Here is a 26,277-nt window from a genome sequence, read left to right as displayed (position 1 = left end):
GAACTTAAAACAATTGATGCTCACGCATGCTTAAATAATGCCCTTTTCCAACGATAAAATGATCCAAAAAGTCGATGTGTAGCATGTCACTCGCGCTGTGCAACAGCTTGGTCAATTCTAAATCACTTTTTGAGGGCACTAATTTACCGCTTGGATGATTATGAACAACAAAAACACCCGCACACGCATATATCAATGCCCAACGAAAAATTTCACGCGGATGAGCCACAGATTTATCCAATGTACCTCTGAACAAACATTTTTCAGCAATTATGTGGTTGCTATTATCTATATAAATAGCCCACAATTCCTCTTGCTTACGATTAGCCAGCTTGTCTGTTAAGTACATTCCGACTTCATTACTAGAAGTCAGCACTGCATCACGATCATAGACAGCCATCCGTAAACGCTCAAGCACCATTTCGCCCATCACTGCAACTTTATCATCACATTTAAAATCAGACAAATATTCAAGTAAATCGTCAAAGCTAACAATATCCAACTGATTTAGCCTCTTAATTAACTGATCGTAATCAGTTATTCCAACTTTCTTCAGCTGGTCAAACAGCTTAGTCAAAATCACAATATCAGTGTCTATCAAATAGTGTCTGGACTTAATAAATTTCATTAAATCATTCCTTTCACTATTTAATACGCAAAAAGACGTTAAACTTTTTTCAAGAAAGCGAAAAAGTCGCTGCAAACTTCTGCAGCAATTTCTTTATCACTATCGCTTGCTGGAATTAAATCAGGTACCATTACGCACTTGATTTCGGCAGCAACAGCAGATTGTAAGCCAGCTGATGAATCTTCAAAAGCTAAAATATTATTTTGTGGTATTCCTAATTTTTTAGCAGCTAGTAAATAAATATCAGGTGCTGGTTTAGGCTTTACATGATTTTTCTTTACATCATCATAATTCAAGTGAAATTGGAAATAATTTCTAATTCCCGTCATCCATAAATTCTGCTCTACCACATCTTCAGTATTACTTGTAACGACCGCCATTGGTATCTGCTTTTCCTGAAATAAATCAAGTGCTTGTTGGACACCAGGTCGTAATTTTAACTTTCCTTTATTTGTCCACTGCCAAACCAATTCATCAGTCCGCTTAATAAAGCGATCACGTTGTTCAGCTCCAGAAAAGTACTTTTGGTAAAAATCCTGCATATCATTATTGGTTGAGCCAACAAGTTTGAGATATGCGTCATCTGGAATGCCCAAATTTGCTTCTTTAGCAGCTTGAATGTTAGCCTTCCAATACAAATTTTCAGAATTAACCAGCAATCCATCCATATCGAAAAGGATACCGTTAATTTCTGCATCAATACCATTAATTTTCATTTTTGGCATTCTCCTCTAAATGTAAAACTTCGCCCACCAAATAAAACGATCCTGTTACTAATAGTATATCATCTGCTTGACTTTCAAGTTTTAATTGCTTGTAGGCTGATTGCCAATTTTCGTGGTATGGATACTTCTGCACAACCCAATTTGGAAAGTCTTCTTTTTTAGCGGCACGAGGATAATCAATCGTTGTCAATTCTATTTGATCTGCTGGCTGGAATAATGAGAAAACCTCGTCTAAATCTTTATCACGCATCATCATCATTAAAATGCGAACCGTGCTTTGACGAAGGCGTGCTTGCTCATGAATAAAATTAAGCAAGTTCTGCATTGCTTGAATATTGTGAGCTCCATCTAAAATGATTAATGGCTCAGACTGCAATACTTGATAACGACCAGGAATAATTGTCTGATTAATCGCCTCTTCAATTTCATCAGACGCTAAAGGTAAATGTAAAAGCGAAAATGCTTGAATCGCGACAGCAATGTCAAATCCCTCAACTTCTGGTCTAAGATTGAAAGATAACTTTTTCTTGTTATCCCTATAACGTATTTTTTGGTCACCCGAAACAAAAAAGTCCTTACCCAATTTTCTTATTGGAGCACTTTTTTCGCGAGCTCTCTCCTCAATAATTGGCATTACTTCCTTAGGTAGATTACCTAGAACAACTGGACGCTTGGTTTTGATAACTCCACTTTTTTCACGAGCAATATCAAGTAGTGTGGGACCAATTACATCTTCGTGATCAAGTCCGACAGTTGTAATGATGCTAACTTCTGGAGTAATAACATTTGTTTTGTCATGTTCGCCGCCTATTCCAACTTCAATCACGGCATAGTCACATTTAACTTGTTCAAAGTAAACGAAGGCAATGATAACTTCATATTCAAAAGTCACTAAAGCAAAACTGGGAACTTCGACTCTAATTTGATCGAGTGCTTTTTCAACTAGATTAGCAATTCTAACCAACTCGGAATTACTAATATTTTGGCCATTTAATTGTATTCGCTCATTAAACTCAAAGATGTACGGTGAAACAAAAAGGCCAGTCTTTTGACCGGCCTTTTGCAACAAATTACTCAAATAATAAGAAGTAGATCCTTTACCATTTGTGCCCGTAACATGAATCGTTTTCACCTGATCTTGTGGATCACCTAATAGTTTTAAGACACGTTTAATATAGGTTAGGTCAGCTTTTTCATGTAGTTTAGGAAGTGAATATAAGTGCTTAATCACATCTTGAGCGTTGGTAAAAAACAATTTTATTCACCCTTCTTTAATTCTTCAATTCGTTGACGTACACTTTCGAGTTGACTTTCATAGTCAGCTTTCTTAGCTTTTTCTTTAGCAATTACTTCTTCTGGCGCATGGGCAACGAAACCTTGATTGCCTAATTTCTTAGTTGAACGATCAACTTCAGCTTGAAGATTCTTTTCTTCTTTTTCCATCCGCTTAATTTCGTCATCAACATTCACTAAATCAGCTAATGGGATAAAGACTTGTGCACCTGAAATAACAGCAGTTTTAGCAAGTTTCGGTGCAGCAATTTGGGTCGAAATAGTCAATTCCTTTGGATGCAAGAAGTTTTTAACGTAATCTTCATTATCAGTTAAAATTCTTTCATTCTTAGCGTCTTCAAGTTGAATCATAATGTCAATTGAAGATGATAATGGCGCATTTACTTCGGTACGAATATTTCTAACTGCCTTGATAATTTCAATCAAGAAAGCCATATCATGACGCGCTTGCTCATTTTCAAATTCAGCATGTGCCTCAGGATACTTAGCCACCATAATTGACTCACCATCGTGTGGCATTGAGAGCCAAAGCTTTTCAGTTACAAATGGCATAATTGGGTGTAGTAAACGCAAGATTTGGTCAAGAATCCAAATTAAATTATCTTGTTTTCTTGCTTTTAATTCTTCATCATTACCATTCAAAGCTACTTTGGCAATTTCGATGTACCAGTCACAGAAGTCGTTCCAAATGAAGTTGTATAATTCACGACCAGCTTCACCAAATTGATAGTCATCAAATAATCGAATAACTTCACTAACAGTATGATTTAGGCGGTCAAAAATCCAACCATCTGCTAAATCAAATTTAGCTGTATCTGGCATATGAGCAGGTTGTGCATCTTCTGGTAAATTCATAATTACGAATCTAGCAGCATTCCAAATCTTATTGATAAAGTTCCAAGCAGATGCAAGTTGCTTTGGATTGTAACGCGTGTCTTGGCCAGGAGCTGTACCATTAAGTAAGAACCAGCGTAGGGCGTCGGCACCATATTCATCAATTACATCCATTGGGTCAACACCGTTACCCAATGATTTACTCATCTTGCGCCCTTGCTCATCCCTGATTAATCCATGAAAGACAGCATCTTTAAATGGACGTTGATGAGTGAAGTGTAAGCCTTGGAATATCATTCTGGCTACCCAAAACGGTAAAATGTCATAGCCTGTAACCAAAGCATTAGTTGGGAAATAACGTTTATAATCGGCTGAGTCTTCATCTGGCCAGCCCATCGTTGAAAATGGCCATAATGCACTTGAGAACCAGGTATCTAATACATCTGGATCTTGGTTCCAGTTTTCAATGTCCTTTGGCGCTTCTTCACCAACGTACATTTCACCAGTCTTCTTGTTATACCAAGCTGGAATTTGGTGACCCCACCATAACTGACGAGAAATAACCCAATCATGAATGTTTTCCATCCATTGTTTAAAAGTACGCTCAAATCGTTCAGGAACAAAAGTAATCTTATTGTCAGTTTCCTGATTTTTTAATGCAGCTTCAGCTAATGGCTTCATCTTAACAAACCATTGGGTTGATAAACGAGGTTCTACTTGAACGCCGGAACGCTCAGAGTGTCCAACCGAGTGAACGATTGGCTTAACTTTAATTAGGTAACCTTGCTTCTTTAAATCCTCGACTACTGCTTTACGGCATTCGAAACGATCCATGCCTTCATATTTACCAGCATTCTCATTCATTGTACCGTCATCGTTCATTACGTTGATTCGTTCTAAATTATGACGATTACCTACAGCAAAGTCATTAGGATCATGGGCTGGTGTGATTTTTACCAAACCGGTTCCAAATTCAGGGTCAACGTGTTGATCCTCAATAATAGGAATGTGGCGTCCCACTAACGGCAAAACTAATTCTTTACCAACGATGTCTTTGTAGCGTTCATCACCGTGAGCAACTGCAACAGCAGTATCACCAAACATTGTTTCAGGACGAGTAGTTGCAATTTCAACAAAACCAGAGCCATCAGCAAATGGATATTTAATATGATAGAACGCACCTTGATCATCCTGGTGGATAACTTCGATATCACTTAAAGCCGTCTGTAATTCTGGGTCCCAGTTAATGATATATTCGCCACGGTAAATTAAGCCTTCATTATATAATTGGACAAAAACGCGACGAACAGCTTTTGATAAACCTTCATCAAGCGTAAAACGCTCACGGGAATAATCAAGTGACAAGCCTAACTTAGCCCATTGGCTCTTAATTATTCCAGCATATTCATCTTTCCAATCCCAAACTTGCTTAACAAAGGCTTCACGTCCCATTTCATGACGATCTTTGCCTTGTTTACGCAACTTAGCTTCAACCTTAGCTTGTGTAGCAATACCAGCATGATCCATCCCTGGCAAATACAAAGTGTCATAACCTTGCATTCTCTTATAACGAATCAAAGTATCTTGAATTGCAGTATCCCATGCGTGACCCAAATGCAGTTTTCCAGTTACATTTGGAGGTGGGATAACAATTGAATACGGATGTGCCTTTTTGTCACCCGATGGCTTAAACAAATCTTGATCTAGCCATTTTTGATATCTGCCCTCTTCAACCTCACGGGGGTCATATTTAGGTGCTAAATCTTTCATATTTTTCCTCCCAATAAAAAAGTCCTAAACAATTTAAAAATTGTTTAGGACGATATAATTAACCGCGGTACCACCTAAGTTAGGTAAGACGATGTCCTACCTCTCTTAAAACATGATAACGGCAAATCACCGGACTAGCTTACTACCAGTTCAGCTAATCAGTTTTCAATCAAGCTACCAACTAATCTTCCTTCGGTCTTTCACCAACAATGGACCTTTCTCTATTTATAAGATTAATACCTCTTGATTATTACTTTGTTGCCATTATAGCATGTTTTTTACAGTAATGCAGTATCTTCCTCAGCTTTATTAGCTAGGAATTTCTCATCTGGATAGATTGGTGTAACTTCAATACCATCAAGTGCACGTTCTATTAAACCATCGACATCCAGTCTAGCTTCATATTCACGTGCTTTATCCATTTTAGGTTTTGTCTTTGGACGTGGTGGCGCAAAAATAGTACAGCAATCTTCAAACGGTTGAATTGACAAATCAAAAGTGCCAATTTTTTCAGCTAAACTGATAATTTCTGTCTTATCCATTGTTGCAACAGGACGAAGGACAGGTGTAGTCGTCACATCATTAATTGCTGCCATCGATTCCAATGTTTGTGAAGCAACCTGACCAACAGATTCTCCGTTAAAAATCGCTAAATCCTTACGCTTCTCGCGAATCAAATCAGCAAGTCTTAACATGAAACGACGTTGAACTGTCATCAAGTAGCCTTCAGGAATTTTTTCTTTAATAGTTTCTTGAATCTCAGCAAATGGGACAGCGATAAAATTAATTCGACCAGCATAATTTGCCAAAATTCCAGTCAACTCTTTTGCCTTATTCAAAGCCTTCTCAGTTGTGTATGGTGGGCTATAAAAATGAACCATTTCAATGTCAACACCACGTTTTAATGCTAAGTAGGAAGCAACTGGAGAGTCAATTCCACCGGAAAGCATCATTACTGCTCTTCCACCCGTTCCAACCGGCATTCCGCCAGCACCATGAAGCAACTCATCAGAGATGTAAACTGCATCTTGACGAACTTCAATTCTCAAAACAATGTCGGGATGCTTCATTTCAACTTTTAGGTTGGACATGTGATCAAACAAATAGTCACCAACCATTAAATTCAATTCGTTGGTATCATAAGTGAAATGGTGATCGCTACGCTTGGTATTAACCTTAAAAGTCATCCCTTCGTGATAGGTTTCCTTCATTAAGGCTAACGCCGTTTCCTCAATATCCTTTAAAGTCTTCTCAGTCTTAATCGTTGGGGAATAGGTTTGAATACCAAAAACCTTTTTTAAGTGTTGATCAACTTGTTTAAATGGTGCACCATTTAAAACAATATGCATGCGATCATGCTTGGGATGAATTTCGACTTGCGGAAAGTCACGCAGAACTTTAGTTACATTTCCTGCTAAGCGACCAATGAAGTCCTTCCTATTCTTTCCCTTGGTTGAAAGCTCGCCGTAGCGAATCATAATTTCCGTATATTCCATTAAAAACTACTCTCCTAAATGATTTATCTGAGCGAAGTGACGATAAATTTGATCAAAAACTTTAATAAATTCATCTGCTTCATCCAGTGTATTAGTTTCATCAAAACTCATGCGGATTGCACTTGTAGCTATTTTGTCATCAACATTCATTGCAATCAAAGTACTTGCTTCATCTACTTTAGTTGAAGCACAAGCAGACGTTGTTGAAGTATAAATATCATGATCTTCGAGCGTATGAACGAGAGTCTCACCTCGAATACCTTCAAGCGAAAAGCAAAGAACATGTGGCGCAAAGCCAGTTGAAACTGGTGAAAAAATTGTAATACCAGGTTTATCTTGCAAGTAATTAACAATTTTCGCCTTAATTGCCTCTTCACGTGCCGCTTTTTCAGGTTCGTCATCCAAAATCAGACGCATTGCTTTCGCCATTGCAGCAATTGCAGGCAAGTTTTCAGTACCTGAACGAAGGCTCTTTTCTTGTCCTCCACCATCATGGAGCGGAGCAATCATTTTGCCTTCTTTTTTATAAAAAACACCAGTACCACGAGGGCCATGAAACTTATGCGCAGATAGACTTGAAAAATCAACACGTGGCGTAAAAACACGTGGCCAAATATTTTTACCTAATGCCTGCACATTATCAACATGAAACATGATATTTGGATAATTAGATAGTAAATCACTAATTTCTTCAATTGGCTGAATGGTACCAATTTCATTGTTAACACCCATAATTGAAACTAGAGTTGTATCAGAATCAATTGCGTTACGCAAATCATTGACATTAACTCTACCTTCTTTATCCACTGGCAATCTCGTAACATTAAAGCCTAAGTACTCTAAGGTATTAAAAGCATTGGTAACAGAAGCATGTTCAACACTAGAAGTAATTAAATGCTTGCCAAATTTACGTTTTTGAAAAGCCGTTCCTTTAATAGCCCAATTATTTGATTCAGTTCCACCTGAAGTAAAGAAAATTTCATCTGCTTGCGTACCCAATAAGTTAGCAATTTGTTTTCGTGAACTCTCCAATAATTGAAACGCCCGATCACCTAATTTGTGCAAACTTGATGGGTTACCCCAAATTGTTTGCGCAACCTGATCATAAGTGGCTAAAACTGAAGGATCAATTTTAGTGGTGGCACTGTTGTCAAAATATATCATTTGTTTTGTTCATCCCCTTTTATATCTTAATTTATGCTGATATATTAGTATTTTTACTTCCATAATCTTCCATAAAATTCCAAAAATTTCCCAGATAATTTATTATTTTTGTCCCTTTTTTGTCCCTTTTACACTTAAAAGCAGCTCTAGCAATTTGCTAGACCTGCCTACTTCATATATCTCATAATCTTAGAAAGATTATAGCATATTGTTGCCTAAAAGAAGCTTACATGAATGCCGTGATTAGTTCATATCCATGTTTAAGACTATCTTATCACCATAATGACCATTTACCAAACTTATAACAGTTAACATCAGACCCCGTGTTTTTATTTATTAGCTGACTTGTACCACTTATATTCATGTGAGTCTGACATTTTTGAATGTCCTACAGCTATTTTGCTGTAATAAAAGCTTAAATAATATCCTTCTTGGTCATCTTTTGGTTCATAGTTACTGTCAGTCATGGAAATACCAGCTCCAACTACGCCTTGAACTCTTTCGGCAACAATATCTTTTTCATCATTTGTAAGATTAAAGAAGTCGTTAGTAACTTGAACCTCTACGCTGTCTTTGTTGTATTTTATATTTTTAAGATATAGTGCATAAGCATATTTTTCTTTTCCTTTTGTGGCATCCTTTTGATCATCCCTTAACAGCATAGCAATGTTAGTATTTGCTTCTTTAGAGTCAATTTCACCATTGCCGTCTTCAGAATCGTCATCATTAACAGTTTGAGCAGCTTTTTTATCTGCAACTTTCTGCCTTTTCTTTTTTCTTTTTGATTGTGCTGTATCACTGCTATTTTCATTTTGAGCAGTAGTATCGGTATTATCAAAAGATGCTGCCACACCTATTACACAAAATAGCGCAAATATACTTAGCCAATATTGCCACTTCTTTTTAAGTGGCTTTTCCGTTGATCCTGACTTTTTAAGTCTATAGTCATGGTATAACATGTAAATAATAGAACCCGTTACACAAAAATCTAGTACTACTATGATAAAAGTAATCATTGTCTCTTGCCTAAATCCTTTCAAAAGAAAGCTAGTCTTTTAAAAATCTCTTGTCATTATAATTTTATTCTACATTATTTGAAAGCCAAATGTGTGACCTTTTCAAATTAAACAGTGATGGTATAATTTTTGAAATATTAGTATTTTTAAATCTAGTTTTATCCATGCTAAATATTTAAAACAAAAAAGAGTGGTTTTATTAACTACTCTTTTAATCTATTTCTACATTATTAATGTCTTCCAACTCAATCCATTCACCCGAAATAACTACATGGTCAACTTGATAGCCATCTACGGTACCAACTATATCAGGCAAGAATTTATCGTCATTATCAACCTGCTTCAACTGTACTGATACTGATCTATGATTAGCATAAGCAATCATCAATATTTCACTGATTGATTCAAGAGACATTGGTTTCTTTTTTTCATAAACCTGTGCGCGTTCCTTGTCAATCTTACCAACTTTAGAAGTAAAATCGCTTAGCATAAATCCCTGCCACTTCTTCATGCCACGATCTTGATATGTCCTAAAAAAATCATCTACTCGTTTGTCAAATTCTCTGGTCATTGCACATCGCCCAAACATTAGTTTGGTATAATTGTAAAACCTAAGTGATAAAAAAGCAATTTTATGGTTTAACTTTTTTCTTTATTTTCCCATTCGTTTCCTTAGTCATTTTCTCTTTTTCCTGCTTATCAAATTTGTCAATTTCTGAACGGACATAAACATACATATCAATAAAAGGGTACATGGCATTTATAAGAACATTGATAACTTGATATACTGATTTTAAAACAATTTGTTTGTTAGGGAGAAAACGAATAATTACAGTAGCTGAAAAACAAACTAATGTTGCATTTAGCATTAATCTGATCATTTTAATTGAAAAAAGGTACTTATCTTTTCTAATTTCAACAATCGTTTTATTGCAACGCCATAAATAAATAATCCAAAAATAAATTGAAAGAATAATAATTATAAAAGCTGAAAAAAATGCTAAATCTTTTAAAAATTTGTGTGTGTCTGGAAAAATTGCCACAATAACTAATACTATAGATAATAGAAATAATGGTATATTGCAACTTAAAAATATATAAAGGGAGTCTTTATTGAATTGTTCTTTTTTATTAAAATAAGCCACTTGTAAAAGGAATATGATGCTAATAAAAAGCACTAAACCTCCTCTAATAAACGCTACCCTTTCAAAAATTAAATTATATTTTTTTAAAAATGAAGAACTAAATATTATAATAATAGAGACTACATATACTCCCCACCACCAGTATTTTTTATTTTTCATATATACCTACCTCACTTTTTCTTTAATTATAGCACCAAAAAAAGCCACCCCAGAGCAACGCTCCAGAGTGGCTTATTGATTATTATTTAGTATTTTTGATGTTTTTCCCACTAAAGCCCTTTTTCAAGTCTTTGGCAAATTGCGCCTTGCTGATTCCAAGTTTGGTCAAATAACCCCATGGATCAGTATGATTAGTGTTACTGTATCCATGTTGAACTAGCCAAGCATGTGTCTTAATTCCTGTTGGCTTGTCGTTGTCTAAAGTTAGAGGAATACCATATTTTTTAGCAGACCAACGTAGCCAGTTAACGTAGTGCTTATAGGCTTTCATTGCTCGCTTATGATTGGTAAACTCACACAGCTCAATCTGAACTGGTGCCATACTATTAGCCGGCATACCTGCACCCCATGCATCATAGCCAACTTCGCCGACCTGATAGATATTTTCATCATCAATAACTAAGTGGACATAGGTTTGACTAGTATTAATGCCAGTCTTCATATTTCTAGCTACAGCCCAAGCTTCACCATTTGGTGTAGCGGTTGAGTGAGCCACGATAAAGTTACGCTTTGCTAAATGTGAGCTACCTTCGTTGTCAGATAATGCATATTTATAATTTCTCTTCATATTATTTGTTCTCCTTTTTAATATTTGCTACTTCCTGCTCTGCAAATGCTTTAATCAAATCTATTACATAGTCTGGTACTGGCAAGCCTTGTTTTTTCAAAGTTTGTGTCACCTTATCAATAACCTTTTGCATTTTTTGCTCACCCGTTAAATCAGTTTTTTCAGCAAATTGTACAAAGACAATAGTTAGCTTTTTAACCGTTTCAACATAAAGACTAATTGTATTAACTATCTTGCTTTTTGACGGGTGCTTTTTGTAGTAAAGTGTCCATGCTCCACATGCTAATAACACCAGTCCGATAATTATGTATAAATTCGTCATTTCCAATTCCTTTCAAATAAAAAGCACTCAGACATTGTCTTAGTGCTCATTTTTTCGTTTTAACTCTTTAGCTAAAATTTTGCATTTTGTTTTATATTCAAGAGCTTCGTTCTCTGCTTTAGTTCTCAATTCTCGCTCTTCGTAATAGCTTTTTTTAAATTCGTCCCTCTCCTTCTTTAATTCATCTCGTTCCGACTTATGCTCATTTATAATGGCATCATAGTCTGCTCTGTTGGTCTTGTGTGACACCGCAACAGCAGCTATTAACGTACTAATTGCGCCAGCGAACACTTGTATCCAATTTGATAATTCGCGCAAGTGATCGCCCCCTTAATTTTTATATGCACACCTGATAAGCATTACTAATAGCCCTGCGTCTAAGATAACTGCCATAATCATTTCAATTTTATGTGCAAACAACACATGCCATAACTGCTCAACCAGCATCATGGCCACAGCTGCACTTGCGACTATCAGCAAGATGCTTTGAAATCGTCTACTGCGATTACCTGTTAAAGCAGTACAAAATAAACATATGCCTAAAATAATAAAGATGATATCCGACCATTCACTGTTCATTAGTGGACGAAGTTGAGGTGGCCAAAAGAAATAATTCTTGTCCGCCCATAAAAAAATGCCAATCAATATGATTAGCACCCCTATTAGTAATTGGTTAAAATTGTTGTCAGCATTTCTAATTAGCTGTTTCAATTTGGTCAACATAGTCATCACCTGTAATCTCTTTATACGCAGCAGCATCAATAGTCTTGCCAACAAAGCTAGCAACTTTGGCTTTGTCGTAGACACCCCTTTTATATAGGTAGATATACGCACTTTTGAAAAGCTCAGTCTTATTCATTTTTAGTGCCCTCTTCCGTATCAAAAGTACCTGCTACTGCCGATACTAAATCAGTTAATGTGCCAAGGTTCTGATTAATTTCTTCTTGGTTAACTTTTCCATCAGCCACATCTTGTTGCAAGCTCTCGATTTTTTCTGCTAAGCTATTTAATTTCTGAGCCTGTGTTGCTCCGCCTAAGTCTAACCACTTATAATTGATAAAATCGAATTTTGGATCTTTCAAATCGGGGTCTGGTGGTATCTGCGTATAAGGTCGGATAATTTCTGCATCTCGAGGTGCGAACCAAACCTCGCAAGGATTTTCATCAGTTGATTTATATACTTGAATGAAACCTTTCACATCATCTTTAGGTGCTACATCAGCACCGCTATTGTCTTGATTAACTGTATTCGTTGTTTCTGTCATTTTTGTCTCCTAATCTATAAATTCAATATCGTTCAATGATATCCAACTTCCAAAATTAATAGTCTCCCTGTCATCTGTCAGTATTGCAGCTGCATTTTTATATATACCAATTACAGTTACAATATCGCCAAGTGATTTGGCATATCCGCCTCCTCCAACAGTACCATTAGCAATTGTTCCGTTCTTTTTTACTGAACCTATCCAAGCCATTGATGAAATAACCTTAGCCTTAACTCCAGCAGTATAGCTTTTATCAAATTGTTCTCCGCTGATAATTAAGTGATTAACTTCTTTACCGTTCATCATTAGCGACATGAAGGAGTCACCTCCCTCATATCTTCTAATTTATATATGAATAGTACATAGGAGGGACTATTTACCCCCCCACTTTCACTTTGGATGACTACGTCTGACAACCGCATATAACATGGCGTTGAAGCATAGATAACCTTATTTCCTTCACTCGAAAAACTGATTTGAACTTGAACCCAATATTCTCCATCCTCAGGCTTAGCTGTTTTAGTCAAAAATAGGCATTGTTTAACTGGCACTATTTCGTCTTTGAAAACAGAACCAATTGAAAGTCGTCCTGTTGCAGATGATGCAACATCGCCAACATAGTATACTTTTTGCCCTTTTTTAGTTTGGACATTAACACCAATCAAAGAGCTTTTAACAGCTGAAAATTGTTGACCTGCCATAATCAGATTATTAACTTCTTTACCGTTCATTTGCAGCATAATTAATCCCCTTTCTACTATTATTAAGGTGTTACAACAATTATGTTCGGATTTGCTTTTGAATAAGCAATACCGCTTGTTAAATCAGCACATTGATGTACTACTTCTTTGCCATCAATATAACCAATGATGTTCTTATAATCGTAGTCGCTGATTAATCGTCGAAAGTCAGGACGATATTTACCATTGCCATAGATGCCTCTTGTACTAATAGTAAAATCTGGAACTGTCCGTCCTGTATAGATCCGTAACTCTTGCGTAATGTTGGCAGCATCGTGCTTATAGACAACCAAATATCCTGTATATGTTGTACCGTCTGTGTTTCCTGGAACTGCACTTAGCGCATTAGTGTTAATTGAGCATGTCAATGTAGTATCCATCAACGAATAGATACCTGGTGTAGTGGCTTTATCAACGTCAAGCGTGTCTTTGTATTTGTAAACGAAGTCGGGATTCTCGAAAGATGACAAATTGATGTTACCTTTATCGTCAGGCTTTTTGCCGCCAATAGTTTTTACCGAGCCCGCATTAGCAATCGCTGTTTGAAGATTGGCAATATCTTTGGCAAAGCTGAAACTGTTGAAAGCTGGGAAATCATTGGTTTTAACAGATATTTCGCGGAAATATATACCACTATTAATCACTAGCAGTTGATAGACAGCATTACTGGTTGGGCTGTCATCAAAATTTAAATTAAATAACCATCCCCAGTAAAAGCCTGAAAAGCTATAGCCACTGTTAGCATCTTTCGGGTCTGTCACGTCATACTTGGCATTGATTTTAGTGCTACTAATGCGGTGTACACCCGAATCAACCACGTTATCAGGATTGAAGCTCTTGTTTTCATCCCTTGCAACAACATCTTTAGCGTCCCTTTGCGTTAAGGAGAAGAATTGAGCGTGGTCTTTTATTGTAGATAACCTTGCAAAATCCTCTGTGCTAGTTCCATTTGCTTTTGACCGTAAGAAATACATTGCACCTTGGTTATATGCAGTGTTAGTAATATGCACAATCTGAATATAGCTAGCACTATCGTTGCTGTAGATGTTAAAAATCCAACCATTAAGTCCAGTGGTTGACTGGTCAAATGCCTGCATGTAACCAGCTGACGATAACTGTGCATTTTGGAATTTGGTGATTCCTTTTGTTGTGAAAGTATCCAAGTTAGTTGTCTGATTGGATACTATGCTATCGGGATTTGCAAGCATCGCTAGATCATTGCTATCCTTGTGCATCTTGGCCAAATCTTCTTTAGTCGATAACTTATCAATAATATCGGACAACTGTTGCTGTGTAACTACACCATTATCTGTAACATTGACTGATACATTATCAGTTTGGCCAACTACCACAAACATGGTCATGTTGAATTTGAACAATACCTTATCTTTAAAGTCAGGCATCGTTTCAGGCTCAGCCGCAGTAGTTAATGCGTAAAGAATCTCTTTGTTGCTGCCATCTTCTTTAGCAAAAAGCCCAACAGTGTTGACATTGTAACTCGTAGTCAAATCTTTATTGTTAAAAATCAACTCTGTACCAATGACAATATTTTTATCTTGGGCAGAATCAGCTACATTGTTAATCTCGCCATATTGCATCAGGCTAGGCAGTGCGGTTAGTTTTTGCAGCTCACTTATACTCTTATCTGCTAGTTTTTCGGTTGAAGTAGCTGCTCTGGTAATTGTGAACTTTGCTTTTCCAGAACTGGCTCTAGCAGCTAAATCAAGCCCTGCATTGGTTAATATCGTCTTATTATATTTTGACAAATTACCACTCCTTTCTAGTTTTTAAATTGAGACACATTAGCTTGCGCTGTAGTTGTTGCTTTAGACCACGTGCCAATGCCAATTTTGATATCATTTGATATTTCTGCTCTGTTTAGTGCAACTCTGATTTCATAAATCATGTTAGCAGGGAGGTAGATGTTAAGCAGATACTTAATATTTTCAATTTGGCTACTATCAATTTCGGCACTTTTAGCTTCTACTATTGCATCTCTCTGAATAACTGTGATTGTCGCAGGAATTTTAAGGGTCGCAAATAAGTCACGCAAGTAGCCAATAGTAATTGGTCTTGGTGGCAATAAACGCATTAGTACCTTGTTTTGCCTTGTCTCTAAATCATCATTTGGAGCAGGCTTAATGCCAACTTGGTCTTCAAAAACTGAAATCCCCTTGGCATCTGTCTGCGTGACGAACTGGTTTAAAAGCAGTCGAAACTGTTCACTTTCTGCCCTGTCTAAGACGTCACCCTGAGCATGCATGATAGCTTCCATTTCATAGACGCCATCGTAATAGTCGGGTAGATAGTCCATTAGATTGTTAGCCATCTAACTTTACCTCCCCTAAAACTGGCAGTTGTGATGTTTGATTGTTAAACACTAGCGCAATATCTTGGTCGGTACCGTTCAAAGTTGGAACAGATGCATTGATTACCCCGTCAACCATCATAATTTGTGACAGTATTTTGGAGCGATAAATTGTTTGAGAGTAACCTCGTCCAGTCTTTGCATTAATATTGTTCCAGCTCTGTCTTAGCAACTTGAAATACTCTTCGATGGCGGTCTTAATCTTAGCTTTAACTAGGTCTGCACTATGTGTACCCTCAATGTTAACTGTTGCTGCTATGTTAACCGTCAAAGGTGTTGGTGCAACGACAGTTACTTGATGGTCGATTGGAGCCAAGCCATAACCTTGACTCTCATTGTCAGTAGGATCAATTATGTTTTTAACCTTTTTAACTAAGTCGGCACTAGCAGGCATTAAATTATTGTCAACAATAACAAGCTTAACAGTGCCCGCGCCATTCCAGACTGGATAAACCTGTCCAGCGCCAACTTCGCTTATTTTTGCAAGCATAGCTAAATAGTCTGTAATGTTACCACCATAGGCGATCCAGTCATCAGCTCTTAATAAACGGTCACGCAGGTGGTCATCTGTTTCTTCATCGCGAGCAGGAGCAACTATTTCAGTAATTTCTGCCCATGACAGGCTGTCGTTACTGGTTACTGGCAGTATCTGCCCAATGTAAGAGTTGGCCGTCGTTCCCGGGTCATCGGCAGTTAATTCTCCGGTTAAATCATCATTGATTTTTTTAACAGTATAAAAAATAGGCGTTTCACCAATGCTTGCGAATTGGTCGCCTATCTGTACGTTATTAATTGGATTACCATCTGAATCTAAAAATTTAGCCTTAACTTCCGTTTGGGTTGCTGCATATCTGGCTGTGCCGTGTTCAGCTGCTCTGTAGTCAAGAAATTGGCCTTGAGCTGTCTTGATATAAGTTTGCTTGACAATATTAGCTAATGACAGTGACTGTTGTGCCATTACCATAGCTGCAGGAGCTACTGCATCATATATAATTGAGCCCACCCGCTGGTCAATATCATCTGGTACATTATCTAGCATCAGATTAAGCCAATATTCAAAATCTTGCGCCATATAATTAGCAGCTAATTCATCAGGATTCATCAACGCTCACCTCACTATCTATATTGATTTTCCCAAAAACAGTGAAACATGTACCTTTAACTTGCAAGGTGTCACGGCTAATCTGTTCTATTTCATCAATTTGAACATCAGTAACTCGGTCGTCAGCTAGTAATGCCTCTTTCAGCATTCGGTCAACTTCAACTTTGGCGTAACCCATACTTTTCCCAATTAAATCATTAAAATCATTACCATATTGCTCAGAATATATAGGATAAACTAGACGTTCAGTTTGAAGTATTTTGTCAATTGCTTGAACCATAGCTGCCTGTTCGTCAACCTTGCCTCGAATTCGTCCATTTTCGACTTTAAACGTCAAAGTTGACTCATCTTCCAGGACTTCATCGTCATCTTCTTCGGTATCAACATCATTGTCTTCTAGTTCAATATCATTGTCATCATCTTCAGTAACGATGATGTTGCTGTCTTCGTCCATTCTAGCCCTCCTCTCGTTCGAATAAGTAAAATTGCTGACCACCATCCATGCGAATCATGGTTACTTTGTCGCCTTTTTTAAGGCTATTGTCTATTTCTAAGTTCTTAAAACTAATCTTCTGCCCATTTACTTCGCCTTTACCAGTTACCTTGTATTTACCAATGTGTCTACCTAAGACAATAAAATTGTCATCAATAACCATGTTGTTTGATAGTTGTACTTTCAACGGCTTATCACTGATTACTTCGCCATAGACAACATCAGCATAATCACTGTCTTTGCCACCGCGGTTTTTTAGCATTTCAATTATTAGTTCTCCAGCCATTCCGCACCTACTTTCATTGTTAAATGACACGTATAATCAGTACCAAAATTATGTTCCGCCTTTAATATTGGACAATTCTTCAACGTCTTATTAATATCGTTGATTTTGATTGTTACTGCATTTCCAGCAACAAGGTCAACATTGCCAATACAGTCAATGGTCAATGTTTTATTAGCTTTATTGCGCTTACGTAGCTCATCTTTTGCTTGCTTAACCATCTGTGCATGGTTAGCCTTGTTCTTTTTGTTTACAGTAACCTGCAATTTGCCCCATTGCTCCGTTGATTTACCTTTTGCACTAGTTGATTTAAAACTGGTATGCTTAGGGTCGTCTTGCTTGGCGGTGGCTGATTTCGACTTAGCTTTTTTCGTGTCTTTTTGGATCACTTTAACCACGTTGGCTGTATTATTAATATCAACGGCATAAGAAAAGCCCGTCATTGCGGACTTACTACTAATTATAATTTTCAGTTTCTTATACGGTGCTCTACGTAGCTCTACCGTGTCGTAGTTGCAATAAACATAATACATGTGCTTAGTTGCTGTCTTTGTCTTAGTAATAGCACTCTTGAGCATATCAAAGTATGTTTTACCGTCGCATACTTCAGCTGCCACCTTGTGAGTAGGTTTATTAACTACCTTATGTTTAATTCCTGCACGTTTGCAGACATTGTTAAAACGATCGGCAATAGTGCCTGACTGCCATACAATTGAGTCTTGGTTTTTCAAGTAGCGCTCTTTGTCATAGCATGTGACACTGACTGTATTGTCGTCTTTGACGGCATATTTAAAAACATATCCGTAAAAAATTTTGCTACTGTCCCATTTGAACTTAATAATGTCTCCTGAGTATGGAATTATCGGATGAGCATTTTGGATTAAGTCAAAAGACAATTCACCAGCACTAAAGTTAAGGTCGGTTATCCATTTAACGTTTGTCACTACTTCACGCATATCGTAAGTAGTCCCTTTGCCGTTCTTTTTAGACTTTCGATAAAGATTACTGCGACGCACTAACTCAAATATTGTTATCATGCTTTTTTCACATCACTTTTCTTAACCCAGCCACGTGCCGCACCATTGATACCAACACAAATAGGATACTTATGACCCGTAGCAATGTTGATTACTTGACGCTTAGCGTTTTTCTCATATGCTCCAGGTCCATTGCCGTTTGAATCCATATACAACCTGCCGTTAACTACAACGCTTGAGCCCACTCCAAATTTCTTGGGTGGAGAAATCCGCTTTTTACCTTTTTTAGATTTCTTCTTCTTTTTTGATTTAGAAACTTTAGTAGCTGCAAACTCACGATATTGTTTTAATTCCAATGTGTAAACATACTCTTCATCATAGCCATCAGCAAAACCATATTCGAAACTTTCAATAGTCATCGGCATGCTGATTTTTGTATTAGCAACTACTAATTGCATGTGTCCCTTTGCTTTTTGAATTTTCTTAATGAAATTAATATAGAATTGTGGCTCTTGCAAATTATCATCTGCAACATATGTAGTCACATCACACGGAAGTGTACTTTCTATTGTTGTCCCAACCAACTTTAAGTTGCCCAGCCGATTAATCTCACCAAGGTTAACAACTGATTGACTAGAGTTGTCTCCTTCGTATTTGAGCTTTAATTCAGCCGGGTTAACCGGCAATTGGATAGTTTTACTCGTCTTATAATCTGTCAAGAAAATACCAAAACCATCCATTAATATCACCTTCTATCTTTTTAACTCAGAGCTTTTTCGCTTTGAGACATTATTCTGTTTTCAATTGCTTCTAAAAGCATATCAGCATCATATTCAGCACTACCAGTACTATTGATTTGAATAGCACCACTTTCAATGGTTATGGCTGAACTATGGTCGTCTGTGCTTGAACTATTTCCGCCAAATTTGGCTCCAACTAAATTCTTAGCTGTGCCGTTAAAACCGTAGTTAATACCTACATCATCTGGAGTTGCTGTGGCAATCATGGCAGCACTCGAATCTGCAATTAGTCCTTGTGTGCTATCCATACCTACTGCCATACCTTGACCTAAGAACCCACCAATTTCAGCAAATAGCCTTGATGGTGAGTGGATCTTAGCCTTAGCACGTGCAGCTCTGTCTGCCTGAGCAACCAGTGCATTTGCAGCAGCAGCTACAGCACCAACTGCTGATTGCATACCTGCTGCTAATCCTTGTCCAATCATTGCCCCTGCACTAAACATAGGGCCAACACCTGATTGCGCAATTGCTGCAGCTTGATTAATAGCTGAGGATACACTTGCCAAAAATGCACCAGTTTTAGCCCTGCCAATTTTTGGACCTGGTATAGTTTTAAGTTTTGGCATTGTCGGCTGTGGAACCTTTGGCTTAGCCACCTTAACTTTAACAGTCTTCATTTTAGGCATTGCTGGTGTTGGCACTTTAGGCTTGGCAACTTTAACTTTAATAGGCTTCATCTTAGGAGATGTTGGAGTCGGTACTTTAGGCTTTTGTACATTTAACTTAATCTTGTTGTTTCCTGCTCCGCTAAATAGTTTTTGCATATCTTTTTCAGCAGGAGTAGCATCTGCCTTCACTTTTGTTTTTAAAAGAGAAGAAGAGTTAATTTTGTATGCTGCAGGAATTTCTACTTTTGATTTGGAAAGTTTTGCTTTTTGAGCATTAACATTACTCATATTAAACATAGTCTTATTATTAGTAGCTATGTCGGGCATCTTTATGGAGTTTAGACTTGTTTTAGTCTTCTTAGCCTGCATATCTATCCCTTGCAGTGATTTAATTACTCCGTTAGTAGCTTCATGATCGCCTAAGTGACTAAATGCATCCCCTATGTTCTCAAAGTCTTTTATTTGGTTTCTAGCTGCCCCTTTAGCTCCGCTAAAACTCCAATTGCCAGTAAATAAATCTTTAGCAGCAGATCCAACAGTACCAAATCCATCAACAACACCTCTAATTGAATTAGCTCCAATAGATAACACTCTAACTAATCTTGTCATTTTGTCAGCTAATAATCCTAAGGCAATAGCAATGCCATATATAGCCGTAACACTAATTCCGCCTAATACTTTACCGAAGACAGATAATGCGCCACTCGCAGGTGCTAGTGCTTCTCCTAGTCCGCTAAAAGCACTTTTTAGTGGTGCAGTGATATTGCCAAAATTACTGAACAAATTTTGCATTCTATCTCTAAAGCCAAGTATATTGTTTTGCCAAGCATTGATAGCTCCGATTATTAGAACACCAATACCCATTAGTACCCAACCAATTGGTCCTGTAAGTGTTCCAATAATAGCTGGTATGTAACTTAAAACACTCGTGATGCTAGATATAGCATTTGTTAAAAATCCACCTATTGCACTGACCCCTTTAAATGCCACAAAAGCACTTGCTAAAGTAGTTATAGCAGTAGCTAGGTGTTGAATTTGACCAGGGTCGAGTGAACTAATGACTTTTAACCCTGCTGCAATAGCAGCTAGTTTTAGTCCATTTGTTCCAAATTTCAAAGCAACAAATGCTGCCCCTAGCGCTTTAAGCGTACTTGGATTAATTTGTGATATTGCTTGAGCTATATTAGCGATACCTTTTGCCATGTCAAAAACAAATTTGCCTATACCCTGTCCAAGATTAGACATTACGCTATTAATCCCTTGATTGTTAGATAGACCGCTCGATAACGTTCTAAGACTACTTCCAATTTGTCCAATTATATTTTTAAATTGATTTTGGCCAAACTGACTTGAAAATCCTTTAGAAAAACTACTAGTAGCTTTTTTTGCTCTATTAATGCCATTAATCAATTTATCTACTACAGATGCAAAGTCGATACCACCTAATTTATCAGTAATATTACTAATTGACTGTATAGCAATATCACTTAGTTTCTTGAATTGTGGTTGAACTTTATTGGCTAATGTTTCTTTCAAACCGTCAAGAGCCTGACCGACTGTTTTATACTTTGTAGCCATTTTACTGAAATTGGCATTAGTACCAGTTTTAGCAATCGCTGCTAAGAAGTCTTCAGTTTTAACATTTTTATTTTGAACAGCTTGCAAAAGTTGCCTAGTGTCCATTCCCATGGTTTTGGCAACAGCGGCCATACCTGCTGGGGTCTGCTCAAGCATCAGTTTGAAATCTTGCCATTGCACCATGGGCTTAGCAGCCATCTGCGTAGCCTGCTCCGACAAGGTTTTCATTGCTTGCTTAGGGTCATTTGCAGCAGCAGCTAAGCCACCAAATCCTTTAACCAACTGTGTAGTATTTTTGGTACCTACTGCAGCTAGTTGGCTATAAGTTGATGCCATATCTGCCGATGAATAAATAGTGTCTTGCGCAAATTTTTGCAAAGCATTTTTAGCTGTATTGATTTCTGTAGGACTTTTCCCGATTTGGCGCATGTTTCCTTCAAAAGTAGACCAAGCAATAGTTGATTCATTCAATTCGCCCACAAATGCTCTCATCCCATTAGACGCAGCACTAGCTGCATTGCTAATCATGCTTCCAAATGCAGAACCTGCTATTATCTGACGCAAGCCCACATTAGCCTTATTGGCACTGTTACCTAGAGCATTCATACTGTTATTGCCACTATTTAGTGTGGACTTAAGTCTATTAGTCGCAGCAACACTACGTTGTATACCTGCGTTGAAACGGTTTAACGTATTGCTGAACGCGTCATTGATACGGAGCGTTCCACTAATTGTTGCCATGTTTTTCCTCCTTTCTATCTGTTTCTCTTAGCTTCACGTTCTGCCTCTTTCTGTGCCTTTTCTTCAGCTTTAACCCGTATATCAATCGAAGCCTGTACTATTGCCTTTTCTTTCAAAGACAGTTGAGCGTATTGACTAGGTGTCCAGTGATACTCATTAATAACGTAATAGCAATAATTAAAGTCCCTATTGGACTCTATTAATTTTTTGCCTGTTCGACAAAGTTACTTAATTTATCCGCATCAAATCCAGATATTTTTTGAATTTCCTCCATGAGATCACCATATTCTCCAGCTTTAGGAATCATTTTTCTTAATAATTTAGCTGGCTCAGCTAAACATCCCCAACTCTTTTGTAACTTTTCATCGTGTAGGTTAGGAACTACTACTGCTTTTTCAATTAACAAGTCACCGAACTTACTATTATCCGTCTTGGAGACTTCTTGATAAGTTTTTGGATTAATCAATTCTCGGGTGGCTTGCTTTTGCATTTCATCAAACTCTTCGGACGTCACACTTTGGATAACAAAAGGTTTCTTATAACCAGAAATTTTTATTTCTTTAGTGATTCTTTCTTGTTTAACATTTTCAGCCAAAAAGTCATTAACGTTATATTCTTTAGTCATTTGTTTTCTCCTATTAATTTAATCCGCTAAATGGTGTAACTAGGTTTACTTGCTCAAACGTGAAATCCGTCTTCCATTGCATAACGCCATCATCTGCTTTGAAATCTGCAAAAGGAATGTCGTTTAAGTTGACCTCACCTAATTGGATTGTTTGCTCGCCTGCTCGGCTAGTCGAATCATTAATTGTAAAAGTGATTTCAAAATACAAGTCCTTGCCACCCTGAACATACGGCAAAGCATATTTTGTCCAGTTTGAATTGATAAGGTAGCCGCCTAATGACCCCGTACCTTCAACAGACGTGACTTTCTTGTGAACCCAATGACTGCCAAGTGTTGATACTTTTTCTTTATTTTTCTCCAACTTAGCGCTGAATTCATTACATTCAATTAGCGGAATAATCTGCCCATTAATAGTGGCATATACCTTCGCGTCTTTTGTTGAAATGGTGTCACGCCCATTTAAAAAACTAGCTGAACTTACTGTTTCATCTGCCATTTATTTTTACCTCCTAATTATTGAACGACCATTGTCATGTAAAGCTTCTCCATTGAATCTAAAGGCTTTACTGCTAAGTTAACCAAAATTGAGTCACGGTCAGTTCCAGCTTCTACTGTGATGTCTTCTTCTTTAAAGTCACTGATTACATCGGCATCCGACAACCCCTGCAAATAACTGACTATGTTGGCCTTGAACAAATCACGTCCAGCTGCATTATTAGTGATTTTTCCAATAAACATATCTTCAAAAGTTCGTTTAGCATATGTAACAACTGTGTCCATTGTTCTAACTACACGGTTTTTGCTGAAGAAGACTGGCTTTTCTGCAGTTACTTTGTTCAAAGAATTAATATCCTGTTCAATTACAACCGTTTCGTTGCGTTTGGTCGTAAAGACAATTTCACCATTTTCCAAAGCTTCAATTGTCCGGTCATTGCTGAATTTAGGATATGCACTGATAGCATCTGGATATTCAACATAAGTCAATGATTTAGCTGCATCGGCTGAGCTTGATGCTCCTGCAAAGAACCCTGCAGCAACTGTGGCATCTAATTCTGTGCCGTCCCCTAAAACAACACCATTCGCCACGGTAGAAATACCCTCATAGTTAACTTTGTCACCTGTATAAGGGATAACACCACGAACCTTAATATCGTTGTCCTCACGAAGATGTTTAATCTCATCAACTAATTGCTTGTGTAGCGGACTATCAACTGGAAAACCTGCCGTAGTAGCTACGTCATAGTCTTCTGTTTCAAGCGCATCATTAAGCAGGTCACTAATCTTAACTGGGGATGTTGTCCCACCTGTCAAATCAACAGTCACGTCACTTGATAACTGATCCAGCTTAGATGCCATTACTACTGGTGCTTTGCTTGCTCTAGTAGTTTTACCGCCATCACTACCATTACTGTCATTGCCATCACTGCCTGATGATGGTGGCTGAGGTGTCATTTCACTAGTCAACTTAAAACTGACATAATCGTTGTCAAATAGCGTATTCGGCTTATCAACGTTAATTACTTGTTGGTCAACCACCTTTGTGCCAAAAAGTGTTGATACAGTCACCTTGTTATCATTCTTTTCAACAATTACATGCAAGTTATTACCTAGTGTACCAGGATACTTAGCAGTCATTGTCCATGGTAATGTGGCATCCGTTGCCTTAGCAGCAGTACCATCATTGTTATTTAACAATAGGACTGTATTTGCACCCTTGAGTACCTCATGCAACGTTTGTAGTTCTGGTTCGTCAATATCATGTCCAAGCAACGCCTTGAAATTTGAGTCACTGTTTAGCTTGATAATCCCTTTTGCTCCCCAGTTAAGTTGTGTGCTAACTGGTAGCAATGTCCGCCCAATATCTGCGCCATTATTGTTATTGCCTTTACCAACAACGTTAATATAGGCACCAGGACGGCGCTTATTCTGTGTTTTCCAACTCATTTATTTAATTTGTCCTTTCACTTCTTGATTCTGTAATTTAATTTCATCTTTTTTATCTGGGTAAAATCTACCCCAAACTTCGAATTGATAAACCAAGGTATTGTCTTTCTGCTGAATTAGTTTCTTGTTTCGAAGTGGTGCATAGTTCCTTAACTCCAAAAGTCCACTCAGCAGGTAGTCTTCCATTCGTTCCATATCCATTTTTGGATTTTCTGGATTAGGAAAATAAACCACCTGATATGCATACTTGCGTAACTGCCTGTCAAACTGTTCTGCCGCTGACGACGTATCAATTTTTTCTATAAAAAAAGACGGCTCTTCAAAACCGTCTGATTGATTTTCAGTATAAATTGTTGCATCAGGGAATAGCCGTGCTATCTCGTCAGCAATACGTTCAATAATTATCAATCCATTAACCTCCGTAAAATGTCATTCATCACAGGAGTAAGCAATTGCGGAACCTGTCCTCTGGTTTCTTCTGTTGCCTTTTGCAAGAAATGTTGACCAGGAACCCAACTAGCTTTTAGCTTTTTACCAATTGCCGGTACATATCTACCAGGTGTCTGCCTATGTCCATTTTCAACGAATGAAGCATAGTTTTTGCTGTTTCTCAATTCAACCGTAATATCAGAGCCTGCAAAAAATGGTCCTTTGAGTTGCCAGCTTCTTCTTAAGTCACCAGATTGAACCGGTGTCCTGCTTTCAGCATTACGCTTATACGTTTCACCGACATTTCTCACACTGTTTTTGACCTCATTTTTAAGCTGACCACCCGATATCTCCGCATTGACATGCTTAGCAAACTCTTCAAATTGACTGTTGTCGAAATCTCCAAATGCGCTCATGCTTTTTCATCCCTTGTCATAGCTATTTCTTGATGGCTTACATAGCCAGAATAGCCCTTACTACTCCGTTTATACTTGGTAGTTTGGCCATTAACATCTGTCACTGTTATTGTGGCACCTGCTGGTACATCTATTCCTGTTCTGAGCAATAGCGTTGCATCATACTCGTCTGTACCAAAAAAAGACTGCTCACTGTTTTTTAGTCCTTTCAATATCACCTTAGCCGGTTCATCTGTAACAACCGTCACTGGTTCACTGGTGGTTATATGGTGCTCATTAACCACTTTCTTTGTCCCTTGAATAGTGACCTTATCAGTCCATAAAATCGGGACTATATCTTTTAACTTGTTAAATGCGTTAATCATTGTGGTAGTCTCCTAAAATGGATTAAATCACTGATGAAGTCATCCGTAATAGGGTTAAGCTTTTGTATCTGAGCATATATTTCAGCAGGTGATCCGAAGTTAACCGATACGTCTCCTTCACTGATTGAATTGACTACATCACTGCTAGAATTAGTCCATTCGTGTGTTTGAATTAACTGTAAACACATTGCTGTAATGGTGCTATCTATTTCTGGTGGCAGTTCATCAACGGGAATGTTGGTAAAGTTTGCTACGGATTGGATAACTCTATCCACACTGAAATCAATCAGATTGGTGTTTGCTTTATCACCCAGTAATTGGGTGACCTTATCTTTAATCTCCTTTTTTCTTTCATCGTTCATT

Annotated in this window: 32 protein-coding genes; all 32 read right to left on the bottom strand. The window is 37.6% G+C overall.

The genetic code is table 11. The features are described 5' to 3' along the window. Positions 1–4: 4 nt before the first annotated feature. The 32 genes from F5ESL0263_RS03845 to F5ESL0263_RS03690 all read right to left on the bottom strand — a co-directional run bounded on the left by F5ESL0263_RS03845 (position 5) and on the right by F5ESL0263_RS03690 (position 26,276). The gene (locus tag F5ESL0263_RS03845; RefSeq protein WP_109715407.1) at positions 5–628 is read right to left on the bottom strand and encodes a RadC family protein; all 624 of its coding nucleotides are present in this window, start codon (positions 626–628) and stop codon (positions 5–7) included. A 38-nt stretch (positions 629–666) separates the two neighbouring features. Continuing rightward, positions 667–1,344 carry an HAD family phosphatase gene (locus F5ESL0263_RS03840; protein WP_122034993.1) on the bottom strand — a complete coding sequence of 226 codons (678 nt, stop codon included), beginning with the start codon at positions 1,342–1,344 and terminating at the stop codon, positions 667–669. After that, a complete protein-coding gene (locus tag F5ESL0263_RS03835; RefSeq protein WP_122034991.1) occupies positions 1,334–2,608 on the bottom strand; it encodes a folylpolyglutamate synthase/dihydrofolate synthase family protein in 1,275 nt (424 codons plus the stop codon). Before F5ESL0263_RS03835 ends, F5ESL0263_RS03840 begins: the two co-directional genes overlap by 11 nt. A 2-nt stretch (positions 2,609–2,610) precedes the next feature. Next, the gene (locus F5ESL0263_RS03830) at positions 2,611–5,250 is read right to left on the bottom strand and encodes a valine--tRNA ligase (protein WP_122034990.1); all 2,640 of its coding nucleotides are present in this window, start codon (positions 5,248–5,250) and stop codon (positions 2,611–2,613) included. 278 nt (positions 5,251–5,528) lie between these two features. Beyond that, entirely contained in the window at positions 5,529–6,746 is a 1,218-nt protein-coding gene (thiI, locus tag F5ESL0263_RS03825) for a tRNA uracil 4-sulfurtransferase ThiI (protein WP_046306689.1), read from the bottom strand. A gap of 6 nt (positions 6,747–6,752) precedes the next feature. Next, positions 6,753–7,910, bottom strand: a complete 1,158-nt coding sequence (locus tag F5ESL0263_RS03820; RefSeq protein ID WP_122034988.1) for a cysteine desulfurase family protein — start codon at positions 7,908–7,910, stop codon at positions 6,753–6,755. 329 nt (positions 7,911–8,239) lie between these two features. Then, positions 8,240–8,926, bottom strand: coding sequence for a hypothetical protein (locus tag F5ESL0263_RS03815; RefSeq protein WP_122034986.1), 687 nt, complete (start codon positions 8,924–8,926; stop codon positions 8,240–8,242). Positions 8,927–9,137: 211 nt separating this feature from the next. Further along, the gene (locus tag F5ESL0263_RS03810; protein WP_122034985.1) at positions 9,138–9,497 is read right to left on the bottom strand and encodes a hypothetical protein; all 360 of its coding nucleotides are present in this window, start codon (positions 9,495–9,497) and stop codon (positions 9,138–9,140) included. 61 nt (positions 9,498–9,558) lie between these two features. After that, positions 9,559–10,230, bottom strand: coding sequence for a hypothetical protein (locus F5ESL0263_RS03805; protein WP_122034983.1), 672 nt, complete (start codon positions 10,228–10,230; stop codon positions 9,559–9,561). Positions 10,231–10,312: 82 nt separating this feature from the next. Continuing rightward, on the bottom strand, positions 10,313–10,858 hold the full coding sequence (locus tag F5ESL0263_RS03800; protein WP_122034981.1) for a peptidoglycan recognition family protein: 546 nt from the start codon (positions 10,856–10,858) through the stop codon (positions 10,313–10,315). 1 nt (position 10,859) lies between these two features. Beyond that, on the bottom strand, positions 10,860–11,180 hold the full coding sequence (locus F5ESL0263_RS03795; RefSeq protein ID WP_122034979.1) for a hypothetical protein: 321 nt from the start codon (positions 11,178–11,180) through the stop codon (positions 10,860–10,862). Positions 11,181–11,219: 39 nt separating this feature from the next. Next, on the bottom strand, positions 11,220–11,498 hold the full coding sequence (locus tag F5ESL0263_RS03790; protein ID WP_122034977.1) for a hypothetical protein: 279 nt from the start codon (positions 11,496–11,498) through the stop codon (positions 11,220–11,222). Between the two features lie 12 nt (positions 11,499–11,510). After that, the gene (locus F5ESL0263_RS03785) at positions 11,511–11,903 is read right to left on the bottom strand and encodes a hypothetical protein (protein WP_122034976.1); all 393 of its coding nucleotides are present in this window, start codon (positions 11,901–11,903) and stop codon (positions 11,511–11,513) included. Beyond that, on the bottom strand, positions 11,875–12,039 hold the full coding sequence (locus tag F5ESL0263_RS03780) for an XkdX family protein (RefSeq protein WP_122034974.1): 165 nt from the start codon (positions 12,037–12,039) through the stop codon (positions 11,875–11,877). The genes F5ESL0263_RS03785 and F5ESL0263_RS03780 overlap by 29 nt, the downstream gene beginning before the upstream one ends. Continuing rightward, positions 12,032–12,445 (bottom strand): hypothetical protein, encoded by a 414-nt coding sequence (locus tag F5ESL0263_RS03775; protein ID WP_122034972.1) that lies wholly within the window; start codon positions 12,443–12,445, stop codon positions 12,032–12,034. The genes F5ESL0263_RS03780 and F5ESL0263_RS03775 overlap by 8 nt, the downstream gene beginning before the upstream one ends. Before the next feature lie 9 nt (positions 12,446–12,454). Next, entirely contained in the window at positions 12,455–12,760 is a 306-nt protein-coding gene (locus F5ESL0263_RS03770) for a hypothetical protein (RefSeq protein ID WP_122034970.1), read from the bottom strand. Further along, positions 12,751–13,185, bottom strand: coding sequence for a hypothetical protein (locus F5ESL0263_RS03765; protein WP_122034968.1), 435 nt, complete (start codon positions 13,183–13,185; stop codon positions 12,751–12,753). Before F5ESL0263_RS03765 ends, F5ESL0263_RS03770 begins: the two co-directional genes overlap by 10 nt. 23 nt (positions 13,186–13,208) lie before the next feature. Then, positions 13,209–14,951 (bottom strand): hypothetical protein, encoded by a 1,743-nt coding sequence (locus tag F5ESL0263_RS03760; protein WP_122034967.1) that lies wholly within the window; start codon positions 14,949–14,951, stop codon positions 13,209–13,211. Between the two features lie 14 nt (positions 14,952–14,965). After that, entirely contained in the window at positions 14,966–15,514 is a 549-nt protein-coding gene (locus F5ESL0263_RS03755; RefSeq protein ID WP_122034965.1) for a putative phage tail protein, read from the bottom strand. Continuing rightward, positions 15,507–16,655, bottom strand: a complete 1,149-nt coding sequence (locus tag F5ESL0263_RS03750; RefSeq protein WP_122034963.1) for a baseplate J/gp47 family protein — start codon at positions 16,653–16,655, stop codon at positions 15,507–15,509. Before F5ESL0263_RS03750 ends, F5ESL0263_RS03755 begins: the two co-directional genes overlap by 8 nt. Beyond that, positions 16,645–17,109, bottom strand: coding sequence for a DUF2634 domain-containing protein (locus F5ESL0263_RS03745; RefSeq protein WP_233558453.1), 465 nt, complete (start codon positions 17,107–17,109; stop codon positions 16,645–16,647). Before F5ESL0263_RS03745 ends, F5ESL0263_RS03750 begins: the two co-directional genes overlap by 11 nt. A gap of 1 nt (position 17,110) precedes the next feature. Continuing rightward, complete coding sequence (locus tag F5ESL0263_RS03740) at positions 17,111–17,434, bottom strand: DUF2577 domain-containing protein (RefSeq protein ID WP_122034959.1); 324 nt, start codon at positions 17,432–17,434, stop codon at positions 17,111–17,113. Beyond that, complete coding sequence (locus tag F5ESL0263_RS03735; protein WP_233558452.1) at positions 17,419–18,468, bottom strand: hypothetical protein; 1,050 nt, start codon at positions 18,466–18,468, stop codon at positions 17,419–17,421. Before F5ESL0263_RS03735 ends, F5ESL0263_RS03740 begins: the two co-directional genes overlap by 16 nt. Beyond that, a complete protein-coding gene (locus tag F5ESL0263_RS03730; protein WP_233558451.1) occupies positions 18,465–19,148 on the bottom strand; it encodes a hypothetical protein in 684 nt (227 codons plus the stop codon). The genes F5ESL0263_RS03735 and F5ESL0263_RS03730 overlap by 4 nt, the downstream gene beginning before the upstream one ends. Before the next feature lie 20 nt (positions 19,149–19,168). After that, complete coding sequence (locus tag F5ESL0263_RS08705) at positions 19,169–22,135, bottom strand: tape measure protein (RefSeq protein ID WP_233558450.1); 2,967 nt, start codon at positions 22,133–22,135, stop codon at positions 19,169–19,171. A gap of 199 nt (positions 22,136–22,334) precedes the next feature. After that, entirely contained in the window at positions 22,335–22,760 is a 426-nt protein-coding gene (locus tag F5ESL0263_RS03715; protein ID WP_122034955.1) for a hypothetical protein, read from the bottom strand. A 13-nt stretch (positions 22,761–22,773) separates the two neighbouring features. After that, positions 22,774–23,256, bottom strand: coding sequence for a phage tail tube protein (locus tag F5ESL0263_RS03710; protein ID WP_122034953.1), 483 nt, complete (start codon positions 23,254–23,256; stop codon positions 22,774–22,776). A gap of 17 nt (positions 23,257–23,273) precedes the next feature. Further along, positions 23,274–24,704, bottom strand: coding sequence for a phage tail sheath C-terminal domain-containing protein (locus F5ESL0263_RS03705; protein ID WP_233558449.1), 1,431 nt, complete (start codon positions 24,702–24,704; stop codon positions 23,274–23,276). Further along, the gene (locus tag F5ESL0263_RS08725; RefSeq protein WP_233558448.1) at positions 24,705–25,112 is read right to left on the bottom strand and encodes a DUF6838 family protein; all 408 of its coding nucleotides are present in this window, start codon (positions 25,110–25,112) and stop codon (positions 24,705–24,707) included. Further along, positions 25,109–25,549: an HK97 gp10 family phage protein gene (locus tag F5ESL0263_RS03700; RefSeq protein WP_122034951.1), complete on the bottom strand. Its 441-nt coding sequence runs from the start codon at positions 25,547–25,549 to the stop codon at positions 25,109–25,111. Before F5ESL0263_RS03700 ends, F5ESL0263_RS08725 begins: the two co-directional genes overlap by 4 nt. Then, complete coding sequence (locus F5ESL0263_RS03695; RefSeq protein ID WP_122035607.1) at positions 25,546–25,911, bottom strand: hypothetical protein; 366 nt, start codon at positions 25,909–25,911, stop codon at positions 25,546–25,548. The genes F5ESL0263_RS03700 and F5ESL0263_RS03695 overlap by 4 nt, the downstream gene beginning before the upstream one ends. Beyond that, entirely contained in the window at positions 25,911–26,276 is a 366-nt protein-coding gene (locus F5ESL0263_RS03690; protein ID WP_122034949.1) for a hypothetical protein, read from the bottom strand. The genes F5ESL0263_RS03695 and F5ESL0263_RS03690 overlap by 1 nt, the downstream gene beginning before the upstream one ends. Between the last annotated feature and the right edge of the window lies 1 nt (position 26,277).

Source organism: Lactobacillus sp. ESL0263 (genome assembly GCF_003692845.1).
GTDB lineage: Bacteria > Bacillota > Bacilli > Lactobacillales > Lactobacillaceae > Lactobacillus > Lactobacillus apis.
This window is presented reverse-complemented; position numbering and strand designations above follow the sequence as displayed.

Bases quoted from the DNA above. Each gene is read 5' to 3' on its own strand.
- F5ESL0263_RS03810 (WP_122034985.1), bottom strand. From the start codon at position 9,497: ATGACCAGAGAATTTGACAAACGAGTAGATGATTTTTTTAGGACATAT.
- F5ESL0263_RS08705 (WP_233558450.1), bottom strand. From the start codon at position 22,135: ATGGCAACAATTAGTGGAACGCTCCGTATCAATGACGCGTTCAGCAAT.
- F5ESL0263_RS03845 (WP_109715407.1), bottom strand. From the start codon at position 628: ATGAAATTTATTAAGTCCAGACACTATTTGATAGACACTGATATTGTG.
- F5ESL0263_RS03705 (WP_233558449.1), bottom strand. From the start codon at position 24,704: ATGAGTTGGAAAACACAGAATAAGCGCCGTCCTGGTGCCTATATTAAC.
- F5ESL0263_RS03730 (WP_233558451.1), bottom strand. From the start codon at position 19,148: ATGGATGGTTTTGGTATTTTCTTGACAGATTATAAGACGAGTAAAACT.
- F5ESL0263_RS03785 (WP_122034976.1), bottom strand. From the start codon at position 11,903: ATGTTGACCAAATTGAAACAGCTAATTAGAAATGCTGACAACAATTTT.
- F5ESL0263_RS03820 (WP_122034988.1), bottom strand. From the start codon at position 7,910: ATGATATATTTTGACAACAGTGCCACCACTAAAATTGATCCTTCAGTT.
- F5ESL0263_RS03800 (WP_122034981.1), bottom strand. From the start codon at position 10,858: ATGAAGAGAAATTATAAATATGCATTATCTGACAACGAAGGTAGCTCA.
- F5ESL0263_RS03815 (WP_122034986.1), bottom strand. From the start codon at position 8,926: ATGATTACTTTTATCATAGTAGTACTAGATTTTTGTGTAACGGGTTCT.
- F5ESL0263_RS03770 (WP_122034970.1), bottom strand. From the start codon at position 12,760: ATGTCGCTAATGATGAACGGTAAAGAAGTTAATCACTTAATTATCAGC.
- F5ESL0263_RS03750 (WP_122034963.1), bottom strand. From the start codon at position 16,655: ATGAATCCTGATGAATTAGCTGCTAATTATATGGCGCAAGATTTTGAA.
- F5ESL0263_RS03690 (WP_122034949.1), bottom strand. From the start codon at position 26,276: ATGAACGATGAAAGAAAAAAGGAGATTAAAGATAAGGTCACCCAATTA.
- F5ESL0263_RS03830 (WP_122034990.1), bottom strand. From the start codon at position 5,250: ATGAAAGATTTAGCACCTAAATATGACCCCCGTGAGGTTGAAGAGGGC.
- F5ESL0263_RS03775 (WP_122034972.1), bottom strand. From the start codon at position 12,445: ATGACAGAAACAACGAATACAGTTAATCAAGACAATAGCGGTGCTGAT.
- F5ESL0263_RS03745 (WP_233558453.1), bottom strand. From the start codon at position 17,109: ATGGACGAAGACAGCAACATCATCGTTACTGAAGATGATGACAATGAT.
- F5ESL0263_RS03715 (WP_122034955.1), bottom strand. From the start codon at position 22,760: ATGACTAAAGAATATAACGTTAATGACTTTTTGGCTGAAAATGTTAAA.
- F5ESL0263_RS03740 (WP_122034959.1), bottom strand. From the start codon at position 17,434: ATGGCTGGAGAACTAATAATTGAAATGCTAAAAAACCGCGGTGGCAAA.
- thiI (WP_046306689.1), bottom strand. From the start codon at position 6,746: ATGGAATATACGGAAATTATGATTCGCTACGGCGAGCTTTCAACCAAG.
- F5ESL0263_RS03840 (WP_122034993.1), bottom strand. From the start codon at position 1,344: ATGAAAATTAATGGTATTGATGCAGAAATTAACGGTATCCTTTTCGAT.
- F5ESL0263_RS03795 (WP_122034979.1), bottom strand. From the start codon at position 11,180: ATGACGAATTTATACATAATTATCGGACTGGTGTTATTAGCATGTGGA.
- F5ESL0263_RS03735 (WP_233558452.1), bottom strand. From the start codon at position 18,468: ATGATAACAATATTTGAGTTAGTGCGTCGCAGTAATCTTTATCGAAAG.
- F5ESL0263_RS03700 (WP_122034951.1), bottom strand. From the start codon at position 25,549: ATGAGCGCATTTGGAGATTTCGACAACAGTCAATTTGAAGAGTTTGCT.
- F5ESL0263_RS03805 (WP_122034983.1), bottom strand. From the start codon at position 10,230: ATGAAAAATAAAAAATACTGGTGGTGGGGAGTATATGTAGTCTCTATT.
- F5ESL0263_RS03710 (WP_122034953.1), bottom strand. From the start codon at position 23,256: ATGGCAGATGAAACAGTAAGTTCAGCTAGTTTTTTAAATGGGCGTGAC.
- F5ESL0263_RS03780 (WP_122034974.1), bottom strand. From the start codon at position 12,039: ATGAATAAGACTGAGCTTTTCAAAAGTGCGTATATCTACCTATATAAA.
- F5ESL0263_RS03765 (WP_122034968.1), bottom strand. From the start codon at position 13,185: ATGCTGCAAATGAACGGTAAAGAAGTTAATAATCTGATTATGGCAGGT.
- F5ESL0263_RS03755 (WP_122034965.1), bottom strand. From the start codon at position 15,514: ATGGCTAACAATCTAATGGACTATCTACCCGACTATTACGATGGCGTC.